Source organism: Streptomyces sp. NPDC104581 (assembly GCF_055583685.1).
This window is the reverse complement of the sequence record NZ_JBVJNN010000008.1, coordinates 184349-204956: the sequence shown is the minus strand read 5'-3', so window position 1 is coordinate 204956 and position 20608 is coordinate 184349. Positions and strand designations below refer to the sequence as shown.

Below are 20608 nucleotides of genomic sequence, written 5' to 3'. Positions count from 1 at the left end.
TTCCCCTAGACCGTTCGTGATTTCCATCCCCCGCATGGGCCATCGACAACGCAGATCACCCGGCCGCGCCGCGCGGCCGGCGCCCCGGCAGCCCTCCTGAGAAGCCGGCGAAGCCAGAGACGTCAGAGAACGAACCGAGAGAGCGGTGAACTCCAGTGCATGACTTGGTAGTTGTGGGCGCGGGCCCCTATGGGCTCTCCATCGCCTCGCACGCGGCGGCGGCCGGTCTCAGCCCGCGTGTGTTCGGCAGGCCGATGGCCGCCTGGCGGGACGGGATGCCGCCGGGCATGCTCCTGAAGTCGGAGCCGTGGGCGTCGGACCTCTCCGACCCGAAGCGCGCCTTCGGGCTGGCCGCCTACGCGACCACCAAGGGGGTCCAGGTCCGGCACGGAGTCCCGCTCCCGGTCGGCTTCTTCGCCTCGTACGGCCTCTGGTTCGCCGCCAACGCGGCGCCCCCGGTGGAGGAGCGGACCGTCACCGCCGTACGGCCCCGGGCCGGCGGCGGCTTCGAGATCACGGTCGACGACGGCGACGGCGATGCCGGCGGCGGAGAGACCTTCCTCGCCCGCACGGTGGTGCTCGCCGTCGGCGTCCGGCCCTTCGCCGATGTCCCCGGCCCGCTGCGCGCCCTGCCGTCCGGGAGGGTTTCGCACAGCGTCGACCACGGGGACCTGACGCGCTTCCAGGGCATGGACGTGACCGTCGTCGGGGCGGGCCAGTCCGCGCTGGAGACCGCGACACTCCTCGCGGAACAGGGGACGTCCGTACGGGTGGTCGCCCGCGCCCCCGACCTGAACTGGAACACCCTCCCGCCGCCCCTGCGCCGCCCTCTCGGCGAGGCCGCCCGTGCCCCGCACACGGGACTGGGCTGCGGCTGGCGGAACTGGCTCTACGCGCGGACCCCCGGCCTCTTCCACCGGCTGCCGCCCTCGACGCGGGCCCGCGTCTCCACCTCGGCGCTCGGCCCGGCCGGCGCCTGGTGGCTGCGCGGACGGTTCGAACCCGCCGTCGAGGTCCGGCTCGGCGAGAGCGTGGCCGCCGCGGCCCCGGCCGGCGGACGGCTCCGGCTCGACCTGGTCTCCACCCGCGGATCCGTGGACACGGTCACGACGGACCATGTCATCGCGGCCACCGGCTTCACCCCGCGCCTCGACCGGCTCGGGCTGCTCGACGAGCGGCTGCGCCGGGTACTGCGCACCGTGGGAGCGAGCGCCGCCCCCGAAACGGACACGGTCTTCGAGACCTCGCACCCGGGTCTGTTCGTGACGGGTCTGCTGAGCGCGCCGTCGTTCGGGCCGTCGATGCGCTTCGTGTTCGGCGCGTCGTACACGGCGGGCCGGGTGGTACGCGGGGTGCGGCGCCGACTGGGCACGGGGCCCCGGGATACGCGGCCGGGAGAACTGCGGGAGACTCTCCCGGCCGGAGCGGCGCCGATGAACTGGATGGAGAGGTTCTGACGGACGGGCCGCTCGGAGCCCGTCCCTCGTCGGGGCCGGTGACCGGCCCGACAGAACTAGACGCGCGCGCCGGAGCGGTTGCGGCGGTAGAGGATGCCGCCACCGATCAGCAGCCCGGCGCTGAGCGCGGCTCCGGCGTACAGGTTCATGTCCGCGCCGGTCTGGGCCAGCTGGTCGAAGGCACCCGCCTCCTGGACGGGACGCGGCTGCTCCGGGATTCCGTGGGGGCCCGGCGCGTTCGGCGGCTCGACGTTGTGCTCGGGCGGGGTCGGGTCCTGCGGGTGGTGCGGGTCGACCGGGCGCGGCGGGTGCACCGGGGTCTCCGGGGTCTTCTCGTCGACGCCGTTGGCGCAGGAGTTGCCGAAGGCCGGGTTCAGTACGCCGATCAGGTCCACGCTGTTGCCGCAGAGGTTCAGCGGGATGTCGAGCGGGGCCTGGACGAGGTTGCCGGACAGCAGGCCCGGGGAGTTGACCGCCGCGCCGGATGCCGAGGACCCGGTGTGGCCGCCGTGGGAGGCGGGGCTCGCGTGGTGGCCGTGCTCCTCGGGTCCGGAACCGCCGCCGTATCCCTGGGGGGCGGCACCGTGCGTCGAGCCGGCCTGGCTGTCGTGGTCGCCGCGGTCCGGGTCGGCGTGCGCGGCGCGGGGCGGCGCCGAGTGGCCCGCGGGCTCGGCGCGCGGCGCCTGGTGCTCGGCGGGGGGAGCCTGGTGGTCGGACTTGGGCGCCGCGTGCGCACCGGAGGAGTTGCCGCAGCCGTTGCCGAAGGCGGGGTTGCCCACACCGACGGGGTTCACCGTGTTGCCGCACACGTTGACCGGGATCTCGACGGGCGCCTGGACGCTGTTGCCCGACAGCAGCCCCGGGGACCCGGCGGCGGTCGCGCCGCTGTCGGTGGCCTGGGCGTACCCACCACTCATGGTCAGCACGCTCGACGCCGCCGCAGCGGTGAGCAGTCCCTTGCCGATGAGTTCTCGCATCTGTTCTCCTGATATCGCCGGTGTCTCGCCGGTGCGTCGGTGTATCTGTGTATCGGTGTCGACTGAGGCCAATCCCGAAGCGTCTGCTTCTGCCGTACGCCCCGGGACCGGCCGATGCCCCTGAGGGCGATTCAGCGCCTGTCGGACATCAGAGGTCAGACGTCAGGCGTCTGACATCGGAGGCCGTACGTCGGAACGTCAGGCGTTGACGCAGGTGTTGCCGAGGGTGGGGTTCAGCAGACCGATCACGTTGATGCTGTTTCCGCACACGTTGACGGGGATGTGCACGGGGATCTGGACGACGTTGCCGGACAGGACGCCCGGGGAGCCCACGGCCGCACCTTCCGCGCCCGCGTCGGCCATGGCCGGCGCCGCGGCGCCGACCGACAGGAGAACGCCCGCGATGATCGTGGCTGCCCTCTTGGCATTCATGGTTGAGCCCTTTCCGCAACGGGGTCGCGCGCGTGACTCCGATTGCCACGCGAACACAGCCGTATCGGCCCGCACCGTCGTTGCTGGAACTCCAACGAGTACGCGCTTATGAGGAAACTGCCCTGATTTATGGCCCGTATTGGTTCACCCGATCGCCGCGCGAAATGACGTTTCTGCGCGGGCGGGAGGCGCTTATATGACACAAAGGCCGGCCCGGGCGTATTCGCCCCGGCCGGCCTCCGCCGATCCGGCAATGACACCGGAACGGTTATGGCTGTCAGCCGTTGCCGACGCCGTTCGCCGAGAGGACCGGGATGTCCTCCAGGATGTGCGAGAGCGGCTCGTCGCCCTTCGCCTGCGTGGAGTTCTCGGTGCACTGCTGGTTCTGCGGGGAGGACAGGACGTTGACGTCCTGGACCGCGACCGGAACGAGGATGCCGACGAGGGAGCCGACGTTCGCCTTGGCGGGCAGGCCGACACAGAGCTTGTTCAGCGTGCCCTGAACCAGGCTCAGCTGCGGGCTCATGTCGCCCTTGGTGACGGCGTTGCCGAACGCCTGCTTGGCGCCGTTGCCGCTGAGCGACGTGGTGCCGGTGTCGTTGCCGACGGCGAGGGCGGGCGCCGCCGCCGCGGCGGAGACGCCGACCACGGAGGCACTGACCGCCGCGGTCGCCAGGATCTTCTTGATCACGGTTGGTTCCTTTTCTCAAGAAATGCAGGTGATGCGGCCTGCCCAACCGAAAGCCCCCGGTTTGGTTCCGCTGCTTCACTCGTTCGGATTGTGGGCGGTCGGCGGACCGATTGAGTGCCTAATGGGCCATCCGGGTGAATCACGATAACCAAACCTTCGGAATTTAGTTGCTCATGGCGCCCCGGGGATTTTGGGGCATTCTTCAGAAGGGGACTCATCGTGATCAAGAAGGTTATGGCCTCCGCGGCCATCGCTGCTTCCGTGGTCGGCGTGTCGGCCATGGCCGCTCCGTCCGCCCTCGCCGTCGGCAACGACACCGGCACCACCTCGCTCAGCGGCAACGGTGCCATGCAGTCTTACGGCAACTCCGCGACGTACGGGAACATGAGCCCGCAGATGGCGCTCATCCAGGGCTCGCTCAACAAGCCCTGCATCGGTCTGCCGGCCAAGGTCAACGCCGGTTCCCTGCTGGGCGTCGTGCCGATCGCGGTCCAGGACGTCAACGTCCTGTCCTCCCCGCAGAACCAGCAGTGTGTCGAGAACTCGACGCAGGCGAAGGGCGACGAGCCGCTGTCGCACCTCCTGAACGACATCCCGATCCTGTCCGCCAACGGTGCGGGCAACCGCTGATATCGCGGCTGGATCGCCACTGCCGGGTCATCGCTGAACGCGCGGTGACCCGGTCGTGTTCAAGCCGTGCGACCCGTCGATATGCCTTATGGGCCGTTCGAGGGAATGGGCACAACCAAACGTCGCGTGGCGAGTTGAACGAACCGGCACTCCATCGGTGCCGACTTTCTGGAAAGGCAACAAAATGAAGAAGCTGTGGGCAACCACCGCTGTAGCCGCCACGATGGTCGGCGGTCTCGCCGCCACCGCGTCGCCGGCGCTGGCGCTCGGCAACGACACCGGCACCACGTCGCTCAGCGGCAACGGCGCCGAGCAGGAGTTCGGCAACGCGGAGACCCACGGGGACATGAGCCCGCAGCTCAGCCTCGTGCAGGGCTCGCTCAACAAGCCCTGTGTCGGCCTGCCCGTCAAGGCGAACGTCGGCTCGCTCGTGGGTGTCGTGCCGATCGCGGTCCAGGACATCAACGTCCTGTCCTCCCCCCAGAACCAGCAGTGCACCGAGAACTCCACGCAGGCGAAGGGCGACGAGCCCCTCTCGCACATCCTGGAGGACATCCCGGTCCTCTCGGCGAACGGCGTCGGCAACGGCTGACCTTCCGCCTCGGAGCCCGGTCCGGCAGCTCGGCTGCCGGACCGGGCTCCGTCGTGTGTGCGGCGGGACCGCCCTCAGCCCAGCGGCTTCGCCAGGCAGATGCTGAGCGGGTCGTGCCGGTAGTGGCCGAACTTCGAGCAGTCCGTGTAGCCGCTGGACCGGTAGAGGGCGATGGCCTCCGGCTGCTTGGTGCCCGTCTCCAGCACCATGCGGGTCCGGCCCGCCGCGCGGGCGTCCTCCTCCAGCCGCGCGAGGATACGGCGGGCCAGCCCGAGCCCGCGCGCCCCCACCGTCACGTACATCCGCTTGATCTCGGCGTCGCCGTCCGAGTAGCCCTCGTCGTTGGCCTCCTGCGACCGCCAGCCGCCGGTGGCGACCGGGCGGTCGTCGGCGTCGTAGGCCAGCAGGTAGAGCCCGTGGGGCGGGTCGAACATCCGGGGGTGCAGCACGGTGGCGTCCCCCTCGCTCTCGTACCGCGCCGCGTATTCGAGCTGGACCTCGGCGTCGAGCTTCACTGCGTCGGGGTGGTCGGCGGGGACCTGACGTATCTGGATGGCCACAGCACCGATCGTAGAGCCTGGGTAGGGTGCCGGAATGCTCACTGTGACATCCGTGAATGTGAACGGGCTCCGGGCCGCGGCGAAGAAGGGCTTCGTGGAGTGGCTGGCCGGGACCGGTGCCGATGTGGTCTGCCTCCAGGAGGTGCGCGCCGAGGAGGACCAGCTCGCCGAGGAGGTCCGGAAGCCCGAGGGGTGGCACACGGTGTTCGCGCCGGCGGCCGACAAGGGCCGGGCGGGCGTCGCGCTCTACTCGCGGCGGGAGCCGGAGCGGGTGCGGATCGGCTTCGGGAGCGCGGAGTTCGACACCGGCGGGCGGTACGCCGAGATCGATCTGCCCGGTGTGACGGTGGCCAGCCTCTATCTGCCGTCGGGTGACGTGGGCACGGAGCGCCAGGAGCAGAAGGTCCGGTTCATGGACGAGTTCCTCCCGTACCTCGTCGGTCTCCGGCGGCGCGCGGCTGCCGACGGCCGCGAGGTGCTGGTCTGCGGCGACTGGAACATCGCGCACCACGAGGCCGACCTCAAGAACTGGAAGGGCAACCGCAAGGAGTCCGGTTTCCTGCCCGAGGAGCGCGCGTGGCTCACGCGGGTCTTCGGCGAGGCGGCGTACGTGGACGTGGTCCGCGCCCTGCACCCGGACGAGACCGGGCCGTACACCTGGTGGTCCTACCGGGGGCGCGCCTTCGACAACGACACCGGCTGGCGCATCGACTACCACGTGGCGACGGCGGGGCTGGCGGGGCGCGCGGTGAAGGCGTGGGTGGAGCGGGCGGCGACCCACGCGGAGCGCTGGAGCGACCACGCGCCGGTCAGCGTCGCCTACGAGCAGGGGTAACGGGCGTCAGCCCTTCCGCAGTCGGCGGTCCAGGGCCATGGAGAGTTCCGCCTCCACCACGCTCTTGGCGAGGGGCCGCAGTGTCCGCGGGTCCGTCGCGCCCGCGTGGGTGTGGAGCGTGGTCGCGAAGAGTTCGGCCAGCGCGTCGGCGTGGGCGCGGACCTGGCGGGCCGCCTCGAAGACCGCGGCCAGGGGGACGCCCTCGCGGACCAGGGCGGCGGAGACGTCCAGCAGCCGGCGGCTGATGTGGACGAGGTCGTCGCCGTCGGTGGCGAGGTAGCCGAGTTCCAGCGCGGTGGCCAGGTTCTCCGCCGTGACCTCGCCCGCGAAGTGGTCGGCCAGGGCCTCGGGGGTGAGGCGGACGGGTGTCTCCTCGGTCGGTTCGCCGAGGCCCAGCACCTCGCCCACGTCGCGTCCGCTCTCGAAGGCGGTGGCGAGGTCGGCGATGCCGTTGAGGGTGTGGCCGCGCTCCAGCAGGGCGGCGATCGTGCGCAGTCTGGCCAGGTGGTGGGTGTCGTACCAGGCGATCCGGCCCTCCCTGCGGGGTGGCGGGATGAGGCCGCGTTCGCGGTAGAAGCGCACCGTGCGCACCGTGATGCCGGCCGCGTCGGCCAGCTCCCTCACCCGGTACTCGCGGACTTCCTCCTGGTCGGACATGGCGTCCAGCCTATGTCCCGCCACTTCCCGTACCGTCGGTAACTTTTTCTCGTCCGACCCCTACCCATGAGTAAGGAGCTGCCCTACTCTCCCAACAGTGCCAGTGATTACTGGCGCGGTCCGGTGCGGAACTCCGGCGGGAGGCGGCGGCATGGCCAAGCACGAGCACGTACGGGTGGCGGTGATCGGATCCGGATTCGGTGGCCTGGGCGCCGCCGTCCGGCTGCGGCGCGAGGGGATCACCGACTTCGTCGTCCTGGAACGGGCCGACTCGGTCGGCGGCACCTGGCGCGACAACAGCTATCCGGGCTGCGCCTGCGACGTGCCCTCGCACCTGTACTCGTTCTCCTTCGCGCCCAACCCCGACTGGCCGCGCGTCTTCTCCGGCCAGTCCCACATCCGCGCCTACCTGGAGCACCTCACCGACACCTTCGGTCTGCGGCCGCACATCCGGCTGAACCACGAGGTGCTGCTGATGCGCTGGATCGCCGACGCGGCCCACTGGGAGATCGAGACCTCGCGCGGCACCGTCACGGCGGACGTCGTGGTCTCCGCCACCGGTCCGCTGTCGGACCCCAAGGTGCCGGACGTGCCCGGCCTCGACTCCTTCCCCGGCAAGGTCTTCCACTCCGCGCGCTGGGACCACGGTTACGACTTGCGGGGCAAGCGCGTCGCCGTGGTCGGCACCGGTGCCTCGGCGATCCAGATCGTGCCGGCCATCCAGCCCGACGTGGCCAGGCTGACGCTCTTCCAGCGCACGCCGCCGTGGGTGCTGCCGCGCGCCGACCGGGCCATCTCCGGGGCCGAGCGGTGGCTGCACCGCAAGGTGCCCGCCACCGCCGTCGCGCGGCGCGGACTGCTGTGGGGCATCAGGGAGTTGCAGGTCCAGGCGTTCACCAAGCGCCCCGACGAGCTGGGGCTCGTCGAGCGCGTCGCGAAGGCCAACATCGCGCGGGCGGTCAAGGACCCGGCGCTGCGGGCCAGGCTGACCCCCTCGTACCGGATCGGCTGCAAACGGATCCTGCTCTCCAGCACCTACTATCCGGCGCTCGCGCGGCCCAACGTGGACGTCGTGCCCTCCGGGCTCGCCGAGGTGCGCGGGTCGACGGTCGTGAGCGCCGGCGGCGCGGAGACCGAGGTCGACGCGATCATCTTCGGCACCGGCTTCCGTGTCACCGACATGCCCATCGCCGAGCGGGTGGTGGGCGCCGACGGGATCACGCTCGCCGAGGCGTGGAAGGACGGCATGGAGTCGCTGCGCGGCGCGACCGCCGCGGGGTTCCCCAACTGGATGACCGTCATCGGCCCCAACACCGGGCTCGGCAACTCCTCGATGATCCTGATGATCGAGGCCCAGCTCAGCTATCTCGGCGACTATCTGCGCCTCCTCGGCTCGCTGGGCGCGGGCGCCGCGCTCACGCCACGGCCGTCGGCCGTCGACGCCTGGAACCGCCGCGTACAGGAGCGGATGAAGCGCACCGTCTGGAACACCGGCGGCTGCACCAGCTGGTACCTGGACGCCAACGGCCGCAACACCACCATCTGGCCGGGGACCACGACCGAGTTCCGGCGGGCGACCCGCGCCGTCGACCCACGGGAGTACGAGGTCGTACGGGCCCGGACCGGAACGCCGCGCGACAGGGAGGCACTTCGATGACGACGACACCCGACCCCCGTGAACTGACCGCCCGTTCCGCCGACGGCTCGCGCCTGCACATAGAGGTGTACGGCCCCGAGGGGGCGCCCGCGATCGTGCTCGCCCACGGATGGACCTGCTCGACCCTCTTCTGGGCCGCGCAGACGGCCGCACTCCGCGCCGACCACCGGGTGATCGTCTACGACCAGCGCGGGCACGGCCGTTCACCCGCCGTCGGCCCGAACGGCTACACCACCGACGCGCTCGCCGACGACCTGGAAGCGGTGCTGGGCGCCACCCTGGCGCCGGGCGAGAAGGCCGTGCTGGCCGGGCACTCGATGGGCGGTATGACGCTGATGGCCGCGTCGGCGCGGCCCGCCTTCCGCGCGCACGCCGCCGCAGCGCTGCTGTGCAGCACCGGCAGCTCGAAGCTGGTGGCCGAGTCGCGCGTGGTGCCGATGCGCCCCGGACGGGTGCGGACCCGGCTGACCCGCCTGATACTCGGCGCGCGGGCCCCGCTGGGGCCGGTCACACCGGTCTCGAAGCGGATACTGCGGTACGGGACCATGGGGCCGGGTACGGCGCCCGACCGGGTCGCCGCCTGCGCCCGAATAGTCCACGCGTGTCCGCGCCCGGTACGGGTGGCCTGGTCGCATGTCCTCGGTGAACTCGATCTCGACGCGCAGGTGGGCGAGTTGAGGATCCCCACGGCTGTCCTCGCGGGCACCGCCGACCGGCTCACGCCGCCGGTGCTGGCACGCAGACTCGCGCAGGCGCTGCCAGACTGTGCCGGCCTCACCGAGCTGACGGGTATGGGACACATGACGCCCGTGGAGGCGCCCGAGGCGGTGACCGCCGTACTCCGGGGGCTGGTGGAGGATCACCTCACGACCGGACGGGCGGCGGACCACGCGACCGAGGAGAGTGCCGTATGAGCAGGGTCAGCCTGGAGGGGCAGGTCGCCGTCGTCACCGGCGCGGCACGCGGTGTGGGCGAACTGCTGGCCCGCAAGCTCTCGGCGCGCGGCGCCAGGGTGGCGCTGGTGGGCCTGGAGGCGGACGAACTCAAGGACGTGGCGAGCAGGCTCCACACCGAGTGCGAGCACTGGTACGCCGATGTCACGGACCACCAGGCGATGACCCGGGTCGCCGACGAGGTCAAACAGCGCTTCGGGAAGGTCGACATCGTCGTGGCCAACGCGGGCGTCGCGGCGGGCGGCCCGTTCCTCGACTCCGACCCCGACGCCTGGCGGCGGGTCATCGAGGTGAACCTCGTCGGCGGCGCCGTGACGGCGCGCGCCTTCCTGCCCGTACTGATGGAGAGCCGGGGCTACTTCCTCCAGATCGCCTCGCTCGCCGCGATCACACCTGCGCCCATGATGAGCGCGTACTGCGCCTCGAAGTCGGGCGTCGAGGCGTTCGCGCACAGTCTGCGCGCCGAGGTCGGCCACAGGGGTGTGCGCGTCGGCGTCGGCTATCTCTCCTGGACCGACACCGACATGGTGCGCGGCGCCGACCAGGACGAGGTGATGCGCGAGATGCGGCGGCGGCTGCCGTGGCCGGCCAACAGGACGTATCCGCTCGGGCCCGCCGTGGAGCGCCTGGTGGCGGGGATCGAACGGCGTTCGGCGCATGTGTACGCGCAGTGGTGGCTGCGGGGCATGCAGTCGGTGCGCGGATATCTGCCCGGGGTGATCGCGACCGTCGGGAGCCGGCACATGCGGAGCCTCGACGGGCGGCTCGGCGGGGTGGGCAAGGGGCTCGTGGGGGCGGGCGGGGCGGCCGACGAGCAGGCGCGTACGCAGCGTAATTGATCGAAATGCGAGCTTTGTCGGCGCGTGTCACTCTGGTCGGGGCCCAGGGACTCATCCACGGGCCTCACCGGACCTCCAGGAGTGAGCTTCCATGGGCATCGCCGACCAGTTCAAGGACAAGTCGCGGGCGCTCGCCGACCAGGCGAAGAAGAAGATGGACGAGAAGCAGGACGAGGCGTCGGAGCGGTCCTCGAAGGACGAGGACGGCACGCCGGACGAGCGGGCGCGGGCGCGGCAGCGGGCGCAGGACGCGCGGGACCGGTTCGACGACAACTACGACGCCTGAGCGGGTACTCGCGGGCGCGAGCGCACCTGGTGACCAGTGCACCAGGTGCGCTCCCGTGTGCGGGCCGCGGGCGGCTGTCCTCAGTCGCCGGACGGGCCCGAACGGCGCGGCGGCAGCGCGGGGCGGCGGCGGTCCGGGACGTCCGTGTAGTCCGGGGGTGTCGCCGCCGGCTGTTTCGCCAGCAACTCCAGCGCCACCCACACCGCGTCGTCCAGCTGCGCGTGCCGCCCCTCCGCCCAGTCCAGCGGTGTGCGCAGCGCCTCGATGTCCGGTTCCACACCGTGGTTCTCGACCGACCAGCCGTAGGTGTCGAACCAGGCGGCGTTCATCGGCACCGTGATCACCGTGCCGTCGCCCAGCCGGTGCCTGCCGGTCATGCCGACCACCCCGCCCCAGGTGCGCTGTCCGACGACCGGGCCCAGTTTCAGCAGCCGGAACGCGGCGGTGATCATGTCGCCGTCGGAGGAGGTGGCCTCGTCCGCGATCGCGACCACCGGGCCACGCGGGGCGTTGGAGGCGTAGCTGACCGCCTGGGCGTTGCGCGTGAGGTCCCAGCCGAGGATGCGCCGGGTCAGCTTCTCCACCACGAGTTCGCTGATGTGGCCGCCGGCGTTGCCGCGTACGTCCACGATCAGTCCGGGCCTGGACACCTCCAGCCGCAGGTCCCGGTTGAACTGTGCCCAGCCGGAGCCGCCCATGTCGGGGATGTGGAGGTAGCCGCACTTGCCGCCGCTCATCTCGCGGACGACCTCGCGGCGCTTGGCCACCCAGTCCTGGTAGCGCAGGGGCCGTTCGTCGATGAGCGGGACGATCGCGACGCGCCGTGAACCGCCGCCGCCCGCAGCGCCGTTGGCCGTCGACAGGTCCTCGGCGGGGCGGAAGGTCAGTTCGACCGTCGTACCGCCGGCGGCCGACAGCAGCGGGAAGGGACCGGTCACCGGGTCGACGGGCCGGCCGTCGACATGGGTGAGGACCGCGCCCTCGCGGATGCCCGTACCGGCCAGCGGGGAGCGGGCCTTGGAGTCCGAGGACTCACCGGGCAGGATCCGTTTGACGAGCCATTCGCCGTCCCGGCAGACGAGGTTGGCGCCGAGCAGTCCCATGGCGCGCTGGTAGTGGGGCGGTCCCTCGTTGCGGCGGGCGGGGGTGACGTAGGCGTGCGAGGTGCCCAGTTCGCCGAGCGCCTCGCGCAGCAGATCGGCGAACTCGTCCGGTGTCGCGACGCGTTCGACCAGCGGGCGGTACTGGTCGAGGACCGCGGCCCAGTCGATGCCGCACATCTCCGGCTCCCAGAAGTACGCGCGGATGATGCGGCCCGCCTCCTCGTACGCCTGGCGCCACTCGGCGGCGGGGTCGACCTCGTGCAGGATCCGGCGCAGGTCGAGATGGACGGTCGAGTCGCCGTCTCCGGGTTCGTTGGCGGGCACGGCGCGCAGGTCGTCGTCGTCCACGACCACCAGCCGCGAGCCGTCCCGGCTGATCGCGAACCAGTCGAGATGGTCGACGAGTTCGCTCCTGCGCGCCTTGGTGATGTCGAAGTGTTCGAGCGTCGGCCGGCCCGAGGTGTCGGCGGGGTTGGCGAAGGTCTCGCCGAGCGCGCCGGAGATCGGCCAGCGCAGCCAGACCAGACCGCCGCCGCTGACGGGCCGCAGGGCCGAGTACTTGGACGCGGAGACGGGGAACGGCGTGACACGGCTGGCGAGCCCTTCGACCTCGACCGTCACCGTCCCCTCGGCGGCAGCGGCGCCGTCGGAGACGACGGCCGCCACCGGGTCGAGTCCGCCCGCGGCCGGCCGGCCGTCCGGGGACAGCGCGAACGGCGAGGGTGTCGCCGACGACAGCGGTACGAGATAGGGGCGGCAGCCCAGCGGGAAGGAGAGGTCGCCGGTGTGCACGTCGTACACGGGGTCGAATCCGCGCCAGGAGAGAAAGGCGAGATATCGGCCGTCCCGGGTGAAAACCGGATTCTCGTCCTCGAAGCGGCCGTTGGTGACGTCGACGATCGTACGGTCGGCGATCCGCGCCATCTTGATCTGGCGCAGCGAGCGGCCGACTCCGGGGTGGGACCAGGCGATCCAGTCGCCGTCGGGGGAGAACGCCAGGTCCGTGACGGGTCCGTTGACGGAGCGGATGAGTTCGGTGACGTCCTCGGTCACGTCCGCCGCGACGGGCCCGGCCGGCTCCTGACCGGTGGTCCCGGACGCCGCGTCGTCCGGCTCGTCGGCGGGGACCGTCAGTATCAGCAGCCGTCCGTCGTGCGTGGTCAGTGCCAGCCGTTCGCCGTCCGGGTCGGCGATCAGTTCGTGTACCCGCCCCAGCCGCCCGGAGGCGAGCCGCACCGGCGGCAGGTCGCCGCTCGCGCGGGGCAGATGGGCGATCTCGATCGCGTCGTCGCCGTCCGCGTCGGTGACGTAGGCGACCTTTCCGCCGCTGCCCAGCATCTCGGGGAGCCGGACCCGGACGCCCGGGGTGTCGGTGATCGTGCGGGCCGGGCCGTCGCGGTGGGTGAGCCAGTACAGGCTGCCGCGTACGGAGACGGCGCTCGCCCGGCCCGTGGTGTCCACGGAGATCGAGTCGACGTGGTGGGCGGCCGGGACCTGGTAGGTGCGCCGCCCGGCGCGCGGGCCGCCGAGCCGTACCGACAGCTTGCGCGGCACCGAGTCGGGTGCCAGTGAGTCGACCAGCCAGAGGTCTCCGGCGCACTGGTAGACGACCCGGCGCCCGTCGGACGAGGCGTGGCGGGCGTAGAAGGCGTCGTGGTCGGTGTGCCGGCGCAGGTCGGTGCCGTCGGGGAGCACCGAGTAGAGATTGCCGACGCCCTCGTGGTCGGAGAGGAAGGCGATGCGCCCGTCGACGAACATCGGGCAGTCGAGATGGCCGGGCAGCTCCTCCAGCAGCCGCTCGCCGTGCAGCCAGAGCCGGCCCGTGGCCCCGCCCCGGTACCGCTTCCAGGCGGCCGGCTCGTGCGGCGGCTTTCCGGTGAGCAGCAGGGTGCGCCGCTCGCCCCCGGTGTCGGCGACGGCTATGTCGGCGACCGGGCCCCAGGGGAGCTTGCCGCCGGGGGAGCCGTCGGTGGGGACGCTGTAGGCCCAGGAGTAGTACGAGAACGGCTGTCCGTGCGAGGAGACGGCGAGGATCTGCGCCGAGCCGTCCTTGTCCGGCGGTGTCCAGCCGCAGACACGGGTGTCGGTGGAGCCCCAGTAGCTGAGCCGGCGGGCCGGGCCGCCGGCCACCGGTGCCAGATGGATCTCGGGGTCGAGGCTGCGCCAGGTCGTGTACGCGATCTGGCTGCCGTCGGGCGAGAACCGGGGGTGTCCCACTCTGGTGCGGTCGACGGTCACCCGCCACGCGCGGTCCGGGCGGTGCTCGGCCGGCGAGAGGGGGGCGACCCAGAGGTCGTCCTCGGCGGCGAAACACAGCAAGTCGTCGTGCAGGTGCGGATAGCGGAGATACGCGACGTCGTCACTCACCCCCCAATGCTTTCCGTGCGGGAGGGGTGGGGCAACTCGTGGGCACAGGTCAGTTGGCCGGATGTGTTCGGCGGGCGCTCGGTCGTGTGTGTGGAGCGGTGTGGCGGAGCCCACAAGCGAAACGTTGCCGTTTCGATGAGTGCGGGGTTATCTTCGTACTGTACGAAACCGTTTCGTTCGGTTCCTCGATTCCTTGGGAGGAGGTCGGCCATGGCACGCACCAGACTCACGCCGGAGCGCGAGAGCGAGTTGTACGGCGCCGTGCTCGACCTGCTGCGCGAGGTCGGCTACGACGCCCTCACCATGGACGCCGTCGCCGGCCGCACCCACTCCAGCAAGGCCACCCTCTACCGCCAGTGGGGGAGCAAGCCGGAGCTCGTCGCACGAGCCCTGCGGCACAACAAGCCGGCCGACGTCGCACAGATCGACACCGGCTCGCTGCGCGGGGACTTCCACGCCATGGTCGCGATGGCCGACGACTGCCAGATGGAACGGGACGCCGCGCTGATGCGGGGTCTGGTCCATGCCGTCCACACCAACCCCGATCTCCACCAGGCCCTGCGGGAACTCCTCATCGAGCCCGAGCTGAACGGGCTCAGTGTGTTCCTGCGCCGTGCCGTGGACCGGGGTGAGATCAGCGCGGACCAGCCCGCGCTGAAGTACGTCACACACATGCTGGTCGGCGCCTTCGTCGCCCGGCAGCTCGTCGAGGACCGCTCTGTCGACCAGGCGTTCCTCCGCGATTACCTCGACGCCGTGGTTCTCCCCGCCCTCGGCGTCTGACCCTCCCCGCAGTACCGCAGCTCCGCCTCCCTGGGCCGCTCGCCCATCTCCGGGGTTCCCCAGCAGTACCCAGCACCGCACGCGTGTCGCTCTCGCGCCGTCGGTCGGCTCCCCATGCCCTGACCCACCCCCAGACCGGGAGTACGCCTCGTGGCCACGTTCCTGTACAGACTCGGACGGTTCGCCTTCCGACGCCGAAATCTCGTCGCCCTCGTATGGGTGGCGCTGCTGGCCCTGGCCGGCGTCGGCGCCGCATCCGCGTCCACCGCGACCTCCAGCTCCTTCTCCATTCCGGGGACGGAGGCCCAGAGGGCCTTCGACCTGCTGGAGGAGCGCTTCCCCGGCGGCAGCGCCGACGGCGCGACGGCCCGTGTCGTCTTCAAGGCGCCGGACGGCGAGAAGATGACCTCCGCCGCCAACAAGGCCGAGGTCGAGAAGATCGTCGACGAGCTGCCGGCCGGCTCGGACCAGATCGCGCGGGTCACCGACCCGTACACCGCCAAGGCCGTCTCGCAGGACGGCTCGACGGCCTACGTCTCCGTCACCTACAAGGTCAGCTCCATGGAGCTGACCGAGGAGACCCGCACCGCGCTGGAGGAGACCGGGGCCGGCGCGCGGGACGCGGGCCTCACCGTCGAGATCGGCGGTGACGCGCTCCAGGCCGTACCGGAGACCGGGGCCACCGAGGTCATCGGCGTCTCCGTCGCCGCCGTCGTGCTCGTCATCACCTTCGGCTCGCTGATCGCGGCGGGGCTGCCCCTGCTCACCGCGCTCATCGGCGTCGGGATCGGTGTCTCGACCATCACCGCGCTCGCCAGTGTGATGGACCTCGGCTCCACCACCAGCATTCTCGCGATGATGATCGGCCTCGCCGTCGGCATCGACTACGCCCTGTTCATCGTCTCCCGCTACCGGGCGGAGCTGACGGAGGGGCGGGAACCCGAGGAAGCCGCCGGGCGGGCGGCCGGGACGGCGGGATCCGCGGTCGTCTTCGCGGGGCTCACCGTCGTCATCGCGCTCGTCGGGCTCTCCGTCGTCAACATCCCGATGCTCACCAAGATGGGTGTCGCCGCCGCCGGCACGGTCGTCATCGCCGTCCTCGTCGCGCTCACGCTCGTCCCGGCCGTGCTCGGCTACGCGGGCAGGCGGGTGCAGGGCAGGAAGACGCGCGAGCGGCACGAACGGGAGCGTGCGGCGTCGGCCGACGGCAAGGTGGCCGAGGGCAGGCCGAACATGGGCACCCGCTGGGCCCGCTTCGTACTGCGCCGGCCCGTCGCCGTACTCCTCGCCGGAGTCGTGGGCCTCGGTCTCGTCGCCGTACCGGCGTCGTCGCTGGAGATGGGTCTGCCCGACGACGGTTCGCAGCCGACGAGCACGACGCAGCGCAAGGCGTACGACATGCTGTCCGACGGCTTCGGCCCCGGCTTCAACGGCCCGCTGATGGTCGTCGTGGACGGCAAGGGCGACGACAACGCCAAGCGGACCGCGGGGCGGGTCACCGACGCCGTGAAGGATCTGAAGGGCGTCGCGGCCGTCACCCCGGCGACGTACAACAAGGCCGGCGACACGGCCACGATCACGGTCGTCCCGAAGGACCGCCCCTCGTCGGTGGAGACGGAGAACCTGGTCCACGCCATCCGGGACGCGGGCGGTGAGATCGCGTCGGACAGCGAGGCGAAGGTCCTGGTGACCGGTGCCACCGCGATGAACACCGACTTCTCCGAGAAGATGAACGACGCGCTGCTGCCCTACCTCGCGCTCGTCGTGGGTCTGGCGTTCCTGCTGCTGATGCTCGTCTTCCGGTCGGTCCTGGTCCCGCTCAAGGCCGCACTCGGGTTCCTGCTGTCGGTCGTCGCCGCGCTCGGCGCGGTGGTCGCCGTCTTCCAGTGGGGCTGGCTCTCGGGTCTGTTCGGCGTCGAGCAGACCGGTCCCGTCATGTCGATGATGCCGATCTTCATGGTGGGCGTGGTCTTCGGTCTCGCCATGGACTACGAGGTCTTCCTGGTCACGCGGATGCGGGAGGCGTACGTCCACGGGGAGCGGCCCGGCCAGGCGATCGTCACCGGCTTCCGGCACGGGGCGCGGGTCGTCACCGCCGCCGCGGTGATCATGATGGCGGTCTTCGCGGGCTTCATCGGCTCCGGCGAGTCCATGATCAAGATGATCGGCTTCTCGCTCGCCATCGCGGTCTTCTTCGACGCGTTCGTGGTCCGGATGGCGATCGTCCCCGCGGTGCTCACCCTGCTCGGCGACAGGGCGTGGTGGCTGCCGCGCTGGCTGGACCGGCTGCTGCCGAACGTGGACGTGGAGGGCGAGCAGCTCCGGAAGATGCTGGAGAAGGAGTCCGACGGCGCGGGCCCGGACGCCGGGCCAGGCCCGGAGAAGGAGCTGGTGCGGGTCTGAGGTGACGCCTGGGGGTCCTTGCGGACGCCCCTAGGAGTTGTGCAGCAGACGGTCCAGGCCGCGCTTGGCGCGCAGTGGGTAGCGCTCCTCGCCGGCCGGGACCGTCTGGTGTGTCAGCCGCAGGAAGCGGCGCAGGGCGGCCGTGTCGAACTGGATCAGGGCGACGCCGTCCGGTGAGTGGAATTCGAGCATCGTCTGTGCCCGGCCGCAGGGCCAGACGCGTACGTCGCCCTCGCCGGACGGCGTGCGCAGTCCCGCTTCGAGCAGCTCACGGGCGAAGGCCCACACCACCTCGCCGTCGTCGCGCGACACCTCGGCGGGAAAGGCGACGCGGACGGCCAGCGGATCCGCGCTGTCGTAGCGGAGGGTGACCGAGAGGCACCGGTGGTGGGGGGCGTCCGTGATGAGGCGGACCTTGGCGGGCTGCTCGACGACGGCCGGCATCGCTTCGCTCCTCTGCGGCGGTTCTTCTGCGCGGTATGAGGTTCTTTAAAGGAAAACATACCTTTTGTCAGATATTTAACGCCGGGCACCCCGGAATCCACAAACTTTCCGTGCCGTTCGGTGCCCGTACACCAGTTCGCATGGCTCGCGCTCTTGCAACTCGTTCGCAAGAGAGGACTATCTAGTCGAACGGTTCACTTCGAGCGGTTCACCACGCCAGCCGGAAGCGGAGCCCGCCCATGCATGTCCCCGACGGAATGATCAACCTGCCGGTGTCGGCCGCCGCCGGCGTCGTGGCGGCCGGGGCCGTGGCGGTCAGCCTGCGCGGAGCCCGCCGCGAACTGGGCGACGGACCACTACTCGCCGAGGGCCACGGCGCGGAGCGCACCGCTCCCCTCGCCGGACTCGTCGCGGCCTTCGTCTTCGCCGTACAGATGCTGAACTTCCCCGTCGCGGCCGGCACCAGCGGGCATCTGCTCGGCGGGGCGCTGGCGGCGATACTCGTCGGCCCCTTCACCGGAGTGCTCTGTATCGCCGTCGTCCTGCTGATGCAGGGCATCCTCTTCGCCGACGGCGGACTCACCGCGCTCGGCGTGAACATCACGGTCATGGGCGTCGTGACGGTGCTCGTCTCGTACGGGATCTTCCGGGCCCTGCTCCGGGTCCTGCCCAGGGGGCGCCGCTCGGTGACCGGGTCCGCGTTCGCCGCCGCCCTGGTCTCCGTGCCGGCCTCCGCCGCGGCCTTCACCCTGCTCTACGCGATCGGCGGGACCACGGACGTACCGATCGGCAAGGTGCTCACCGCGATGGTCGGCGTGCACGTCCTGATCGGCGTCGGCGAGGCGGTGATCACCGCACTGACCGTGGGGGCGGTCGTCGCCGTACGCCCGGACCTGGTCCACGGGGCGCGCGGCCTCGCCGTACCGCTCAAGCTGCGGGTGAACGGTGAACTGGTCGACGCCCCCGCCCCGCCCGACGCCCCCGCCCCGCCCGACGCCCCCGCCGCACCGGTCGCGTCCCGCTCGCCGCGCGGGCTGCTGGCCGCCGGCCTCGGCACCGCCCTCCTGCTGGCCGGCGTCGTCTCCTTCTACGCCTCCGCCGACCCCGACGGCCTGGAGAGGGTCGCCGCCGACAAGGGCTTCGACAAGCGGGTCGAGGAGCACGCCGCCGCCGACTCGCCCCTCGCCGACTACGGCGTCGCGGACATCTCCGACTCCCGGCTCTCCGGCGGCCTCGCGGGCGTCATCGGCGTCGGCGCGACGGTCGTCGCCGGCAGCGGGATCTTCTACGCAGTCCACCGCCGCCGTACGGCGCGCGACGCGTCCGCCCCGTCCGCCCCGTCCTCCACCGAGCGGGCCTGACATGGGAGCGGGCCACGCCCACAGGCTCTACCGGCAGGGGAACTCGCCGGTCCACGCGCTGCCGCCGCACTGCAAGCTCGCCGCCGTCCTGTGCTTCGTGCTCGTCGTGGTCTCCACCCCGCGCGAGGCGGTGTGGGCCTTCGGCCTGTACGCGGTACTGCTCGCCGCCGTCGCCGCGATCGCCCGCGTCCCCGCCGGTTTCCTGCTGCGCCGGATGCTGATCGAGGTCCCGTTCGTGGCCTTCGCCGTCCTCATGCCGTTCGTGGTGCCCGGCGAGCAAGTCACCTTCCTCGGGCTCTCGTTGAGCGTCCCCGGCCTCTGGGGCGCCTGGAACGTGCTGGCCAAGGGCACGCTGGGCGTCGCCGCCTCCGTCCTGCTCGCCTCCACCACCGAACTGCGCGCGCTGCTGCTCGGGCTGCAACGGCTGAGGCTGCCGCCGATGCTGGTCCAGATCGCGTCGTTCATGATCCGCTACGGCGACGTGATCACCGACGAGCTGCGCCGGATGTCGATCGCCCGCCGCTCGCGCGGATTCGAGGCACGCGGCGTACGGCACTGGGGGGTGCTCGGCAAATCCGCCGGCGCGCTGTTCATCCGCTCCTACGAGCGCGGCGAGCGGGTGCATCTGGCGATGACGAGCCGCGGCTACACGGGCACCATGCCGGTCATCGACGAGCTGACGGCCTCCCGCGCGCAGTGGACGTCCGCCGCCGCACTCCCGCTTTCGGCGCTCGCGGTCTGTCTGCTTGGCTGGACGCTGTGAGCACGCAGTCCCCGGAACAGCCGCAGCCGCCGTCCCCGCCGCCCTCCCTGGAGGTGCGCGGGCTCGCCTACGCCTACCCCGACGGCCACCAGGCCCTCTTCGGCGTCGACCTGACCGTCGCCCGCGGCGAGCGCGTCGCCCTGCTGGGACCCAACGGCGCCGGGAAGACCACCCTCGTCCTGCACCTCAACGGCATCCACACGGCGGGCGCCGGGTCCGTCACCGTCGCCGGGCTGCCCGTCGCGAAACAGCACCTGGCCGAGGTACGCCGCCGCGTCGGCATCGTCTTCCAGGACCCCGATGACCAGCTGTTCATGCCCACGGTGCGCGAGGACGTGGCCTTCGGCCCCGCGACCTCCGGACTGCGCGGCGCGGAGCTGGAGTCCAGGGTCGCCGCCGCGCTCACCCGGGTCGGTATGGCCGAGTACGCGGACCGGCCGCCGCACCACCTCTCCTTCGGCCAGCGCCGCCGGGTCGCCGTCGCGACGGTCCTGGCGATGGAGCCCGAGATCCTCGTACTCGACGAGCCCTCGTCCAACCTCGATCCGGCGGCGCGGCGTGAACTCGCCGACATCCTGCGGGCGTTGGACGTCACCGTCCTGATGGTCACCCACGACCTGCCGTACGCGCTGGAACTCTGCCCGCGCGCCGTGATCCTCAGCGAGGGCGTCATCGCGGCGGACGGCCCGACCCGTGAACTGCTGGGCGACAGCGCGCTGATGGCCGCGCACCGGCTGGAGCTGCCGTTCGGTTTCGACCCCGCGTCGGTCCCCGCCCGCTGAACCCCGGCGGCCCCCGGCGTCCGTCCGCCGTGCCAA

At 71.6% G+C, this 20608-nt stretch carries 20 protein-coding genes; 13 read left to right on the top strand and 7 right to left on the bottom strand.

Going from position 1 to position 20608, the window contains the following annotated elements; all coding sequences use genetic code 11:
- Positions 1–155 precede the first annotated feature (155 nt).
- Positions 156–1457 (top strand): FAD-dependent oxidoreductase, encoded by a 1302-nt coding sequence (locus ACZ61E_RS10175; RefSeq protein ID WP_469699099.1) that lies wholly within the window; start codon positions 156–158, stop codon positions 1455–1457.
- Between the two features lie 56 nt (positions 1458–1513).
- Here ACZ61E_RS10175 and ACZ61E_RS10170 read toward each other — a convergent pair whose 3' ends face one another.
- The 3 genes from ACZ61E_RS10170 to ACZ61E_RS10160 all read right to left on the bottom strand — a co-directional run bounded on the left by ACZ61E_RS10170 (position 1514) and on the right by ACZ61E_RS10160 (position 3557).
- Complete coding sequence (locus tag ACZ61E_RS10170; RefSeq protein WP_469699098.1) at positions 1514–2434, bottom strand: chaplin; 921 nt, start codon at positions 2432–2434, stop codon at positions 1514–1516.
- A 198-nt stretch (positions 2435–2632) separates the two neighbouring features.
- Positions 2633–2866 carry a chaplin gene (locus tag ACZ61E_RS10165; protein WP_469699097.1) on the bottom strand — a complete coding sequence of 78 codons (234 nt, stop codon included), beginning with the start codon at positions 2864–2866 and terminating at the stop codon, positions 2633–2635.
- 277 nt (positions 2867–3143) lie between these two features.
- Positions 3144–3557, bottom strand: coding sequence for a rodlin (locus ACZ61E_RS10160; protein ID WP_469699096.1), 414 nt, complete (start codon positions 3555–3557; stop codon positions 3144–3146).
- A 219-nt stretch (positions 3558–3776) separates the two neighbouring features.
- Between ACZ61E_RS10160 and ACZ61E_RS10155 the strand changes: the two genes are divergently transcribed.
- Together ACZ61E_RS10155 and ACZ61E_RS10150 are read left to right on the top strand one after the other, a co-directional pair.
- Positions 3777–4187 carry a rodlin gene (locus ACZ61E_RS10155; RefSeq protein WP_469699095.1) on the top strand — a complete coding sequence of 137 codons (411 nt, stop codon included), beginning with the start codon at positions 3777–3779 and terminating at the stop codon, positions 4185–4187.
- Positions 4188–4371: 184 nt separating this feature from the next.
- A complete protein-coding gene (locus tag ACZ61E_RS10150) occupies positions 4372–4779 on the top strand; it encodes a rodlin (protein WP_469699094.1) in 408 nt (135 codons plus the stop codon).
- A gap of 74 nt (positions 4780–4853) precedes the next feature.
- On the opposite strand, the gene ACZ61E_RS10145 is transcribed toward ACZ61E_RS10150, so the two are convergent.
- Positions 4854–5333 (bottom strand): GNAT family N-acetyltransferase, encoded by a 480-nt coding sequence (locus ACZ61E_RS10145; RefSeq protein WP_469699126.1) that lies wholly within the window; start codon positions 5331–5333, stop codon positions 4854–4856.
- A gap of 40 nt (positions 5334–5373) precedes the next feature.
- On the opposite strand from ACZ61E_RS10145, the gene ACZ61E_RS10140 reads away from it, so the two are divergent.
- Complete coding sequence (locus tag ACZ61E_RS10140; RefSeq protein WP_469699093.1) at positions 5374–6174, top strand: exodeoxyribonuclease III; 801 nt, start codon at positions 5374–5376, stop codon at positions 6172–6174.
- A gap of 6 nt (positions 6175–6180) precedes the next feature.
- On the opposite strand, the gene ACZ61E_RS10135 is transcribed toward ACZ61E_RS10140, so the two are convergent.
- Positions 6181–6831 carry a MerR family transcriptional regulator gene (locus ACZ61E_RS10135; protein WP_469699092.1) on the bottom strand — a complete coding sequence of 217 codons (651 nt, stop codon included), beginning with the start codon at positions 6829–6831 and terminating at the stop codon, positions 6181–6183.
- A gap of 151 nt (positions 6832–6982) precedes the next feature.
- Between ACZ61E_RS10135 and ACZ61E_RS10130 the strand changes: the two genes are divergently transcribed.
- The 4 genes from ACZ61E_RS10130 (at position 6983) to ACZ61E_RS10115 (ending at position 10566) form a co-directional block, all read left to right on the top strand.
- Positions 6983–8488 carry a flavin-containing monooxygenase gene (locus tag ACZ61E_RS10130; RefSeq protein ID WP_469699091.1) on the top strand — a complete coding sequence of 502 codons (1506 nt, stop codon included), beginning with the start codon at positions 6983–6985 and terminating at the stop codon, positions 8486–8488.
- Positions 8485–9402: an alpha/beta fold hydrolase gene (locus ACZ61E_RS10125; RefSeq protein ID WP_469699090.1), complete on the top strand. Its 918-nt coding sequence runs from the start codon at positions 8485–8487 to the stop codon at positions 9400–9402. Before ACZ61E_RS10130 ends, ACZ61E_RS10125 begins: the two co-directional genes overlap by 4 nt.
- Positions 9399–10280 (top strand): SDR family oxidoreductase, encoded by an 882-nt coding sequence (locus ACZ61E_RS10120; RefSeq protein ID WP_469699089.1) that lies wholly within the window; start codon positions 9399–9401, stop codon positions 10278–10280. Before ACZ61E_RS10125 ends, ACZ61E_RS10120 begins: the two co-directional genes overlap by 4 nt.
- Before the next feature lie 91 nt (positions 10281–10371).
- Positions 10372–10566 (top strand): hypothetical protein, encoded by a 195-nt coding sequence (locus tag ACZ61E_RS10115; RefSeq protein WP_469699088.1) that lies wholly within the window; start codon positions 10372–10374, stop codon positions 10564–10566.
- 80 nt (positions 10567–10646) lie between these two features.
- Here the strand turns inward: ACZ61E_RS10115 and ACZ61E_RS10110 are convergent, their stop codons facing one another.
- On the bottom strand, positions 10647–14036 hold the full coding sequence (locus tag ACZ61E_RS10110) for a S41 family peptidase (protein WP_469699087.1): 3390 nt from the start codon (positions 14034–14036) through the stop codon (positions 10647–10649).
- Between the two features lie 210 nt (positions 14037–14246).
- Between ACZ61E_RS10110 and ACZ61E_RS10105 the strand changes: the two genes are divergently transcribed.
- Both ACZ61E_RS10105 and ACZ61E_RS10100 read left to right on the top strand, forming a co-directional pair.
- Positions 14247–14819 carry a TetR/AcrR family transcriptional regulator gene (locus tag ACZ61E_RS10105; RefSeq protein ID WP_469699086.1) on the top strand — a complete coding sequence of 191 codons (573 nt, stop codon included), beginning with the start codon at positions 14247–14249 and terminating at the stop codon, positions 14817–14819.
- 150 nt (positions 14820–14969) lie between these two features.
- The gene (locus ACZ61E_RS10100) at positions 14970–17222 is read left to right on the top strand and encodes an MMPL family transporter (protein WP_469699085.1); all 2253 of its coding nucleotides are present in this window, start codon (positions 14970–14972) and stop codon (positions 17220–17222) included.
- Positions 17223–17252: 30 nt separating this feature from the next.
- Here the strand turns inward: ACZ61E_RS10100 and ACZ61E_RS10095 are convergent, their stop codons facing one another.
- The gene (locus tag ACZ61E_RS10095) at positions 17253–17666 is read right to left on the bottom strand and encodes an SsgA family sporulation/cell division regulator (RefSeq protein ID WP_078076838.1); all 414 of its coding nucleotides are present in this window, start codon (positions 17664–17666) and stop codon (positions 17253–17255) included.
- Between the two features lie 239 nt (positions 17667–17905).
- Between ACZ61E_RS10095 and ACZ61E_RS10090 the strand changes: the two genes are divergently transcribed.
- From ACZ61E_RS10090 to ACZ61E_RS10080, 3 genes are read left to right on the top strand one after another with little or no spacing between them, the layout of a single operon-like run.
- Positions 17906–19027, top strand: a complete 1122-nt coding sequence (locus ACZ61E_RS10090) for an energy-coupling factor ABC transporter permease (RefSeq protein ID WP_469699084.1) — start codon at positions 17906–17908, stop codon at positions 19025–19027.
- 1 nt (position 19028) lies between these two features.
- Entirely contained in the window at positions 19029–19790 is a 762-nt protein-coding gene (gene cbiQ, locus ACZ61E_RS10085; RefSeq protein ID WP_469699083.1) for a cobalt ECF transporter T component CbiQ, read from the top strand.
- On the top strand, positions 19787–20572 hold the full coding sequence (locus ACZ61E_RS10080) for an energy-coupling factor ABC transporter ATP-binding protein (protein WP_469699082.1): 786 nt from the start codon (positions 19787–19789) through the stop codon (positions 20570–20572). The genes cbiQ and ACZ61E_RS10080 overlap by 4 nt, the downstream gene beginning before the upstream one ends.
- Positions 20573–20608 lie beyond the last annotated feature (36 nt).

Coding starts and splice junctions, on each gene's coding strand:
- ACZ61E_RS10170 (WP_469699098.1), bottom strand. CDS start 2,434: ATGCGAGAACTCATCGGCAAGGGACTGCTCACCGCTGCGGCGGCGTCG.
- ACZ61E_RS10165 (WP_469699097.1), bottom strand. CDS start 2,866: ATGAATGCCAAGAGGGCAGCCACGATCATCGCGGGCGTTCTCCTGTCG.
- ACZ61E_RS10150 (WP_469699094.1), top strand. CDS start 4,372: ATGAAGAAGCTGTGGGCAACCACCGCTGTAGCCGCCACGATGGTCGGC.
- ACZ61E_RS10140 (WP_469699093.1), top strand. CDS start 5,374: ATGCTCACTGTGACATCCGTGAATGTGAACGGGCTCCGGGCCGCGGCG.
- ACZ61E_RS10135 (WP_469699092.1), bottom strand. CDS start 6,831: ATGTCCGACCAGGAGGAAGTCCGCGAGTACCGGGTGAGGGAGCTGGCC.
- ACZ61E_RS10130 (WP_469699091.1), top strand. CDS start 6,983: ATGGCCAAGCACGAGCACGTACGGGTGGCGGTGATCGGATCCGGATTC.
- ACZ61E_RS10125 (WP_469699090.1), top strand. CDS start 8,485: ATGACGACGACACCCGACCCCCGTGAACTGACCGCCCGTTCCGCCGAC.
- ACZ61E_RS10120 (WP_469699089.1), top strand. CDS start 9,399: ATGAGCAGGGTCAGCCTGGAGGGGCAGGTCGCCGTCGTCACCGGCGCG.
- ACZ61E_RS10115 (WP_469699088.1), top strand. CDS start 10,372: ATGGGCATCGCCGACCAGTTCAAGGACAAGTCGCGGGCGCTCGCCGAC.
- ACZ61E_RS10105 (WP_469699086.1), top strand. CDS start 14,247: ATGGCACGCACCAGACTCACGCCGGAGCGCGAGAGCGAGTTGTACGGC.
- ACZ61E_RS10095 (WP_078076838.1), bottom strand. CDS start 17,666: ATGCCGGCCGTCGTCGAGCAGCCCGCCAAGGTCCGCCTCATCACGGAC.
- ACZ61E_RS10090 (WP_469699084.1), top strand. CDS start 17,906: ATGCATGTCCCCGACGGAATGATCAACCTGCCGGTGTCGGCCGCCGCC.
- cbiQ (WP_469699083.1), top strand. CDS start 19,029: ATGGGAGCGGGCCACGCCCACAGGCTCTACCGGCAGGGGAACTCGCCG.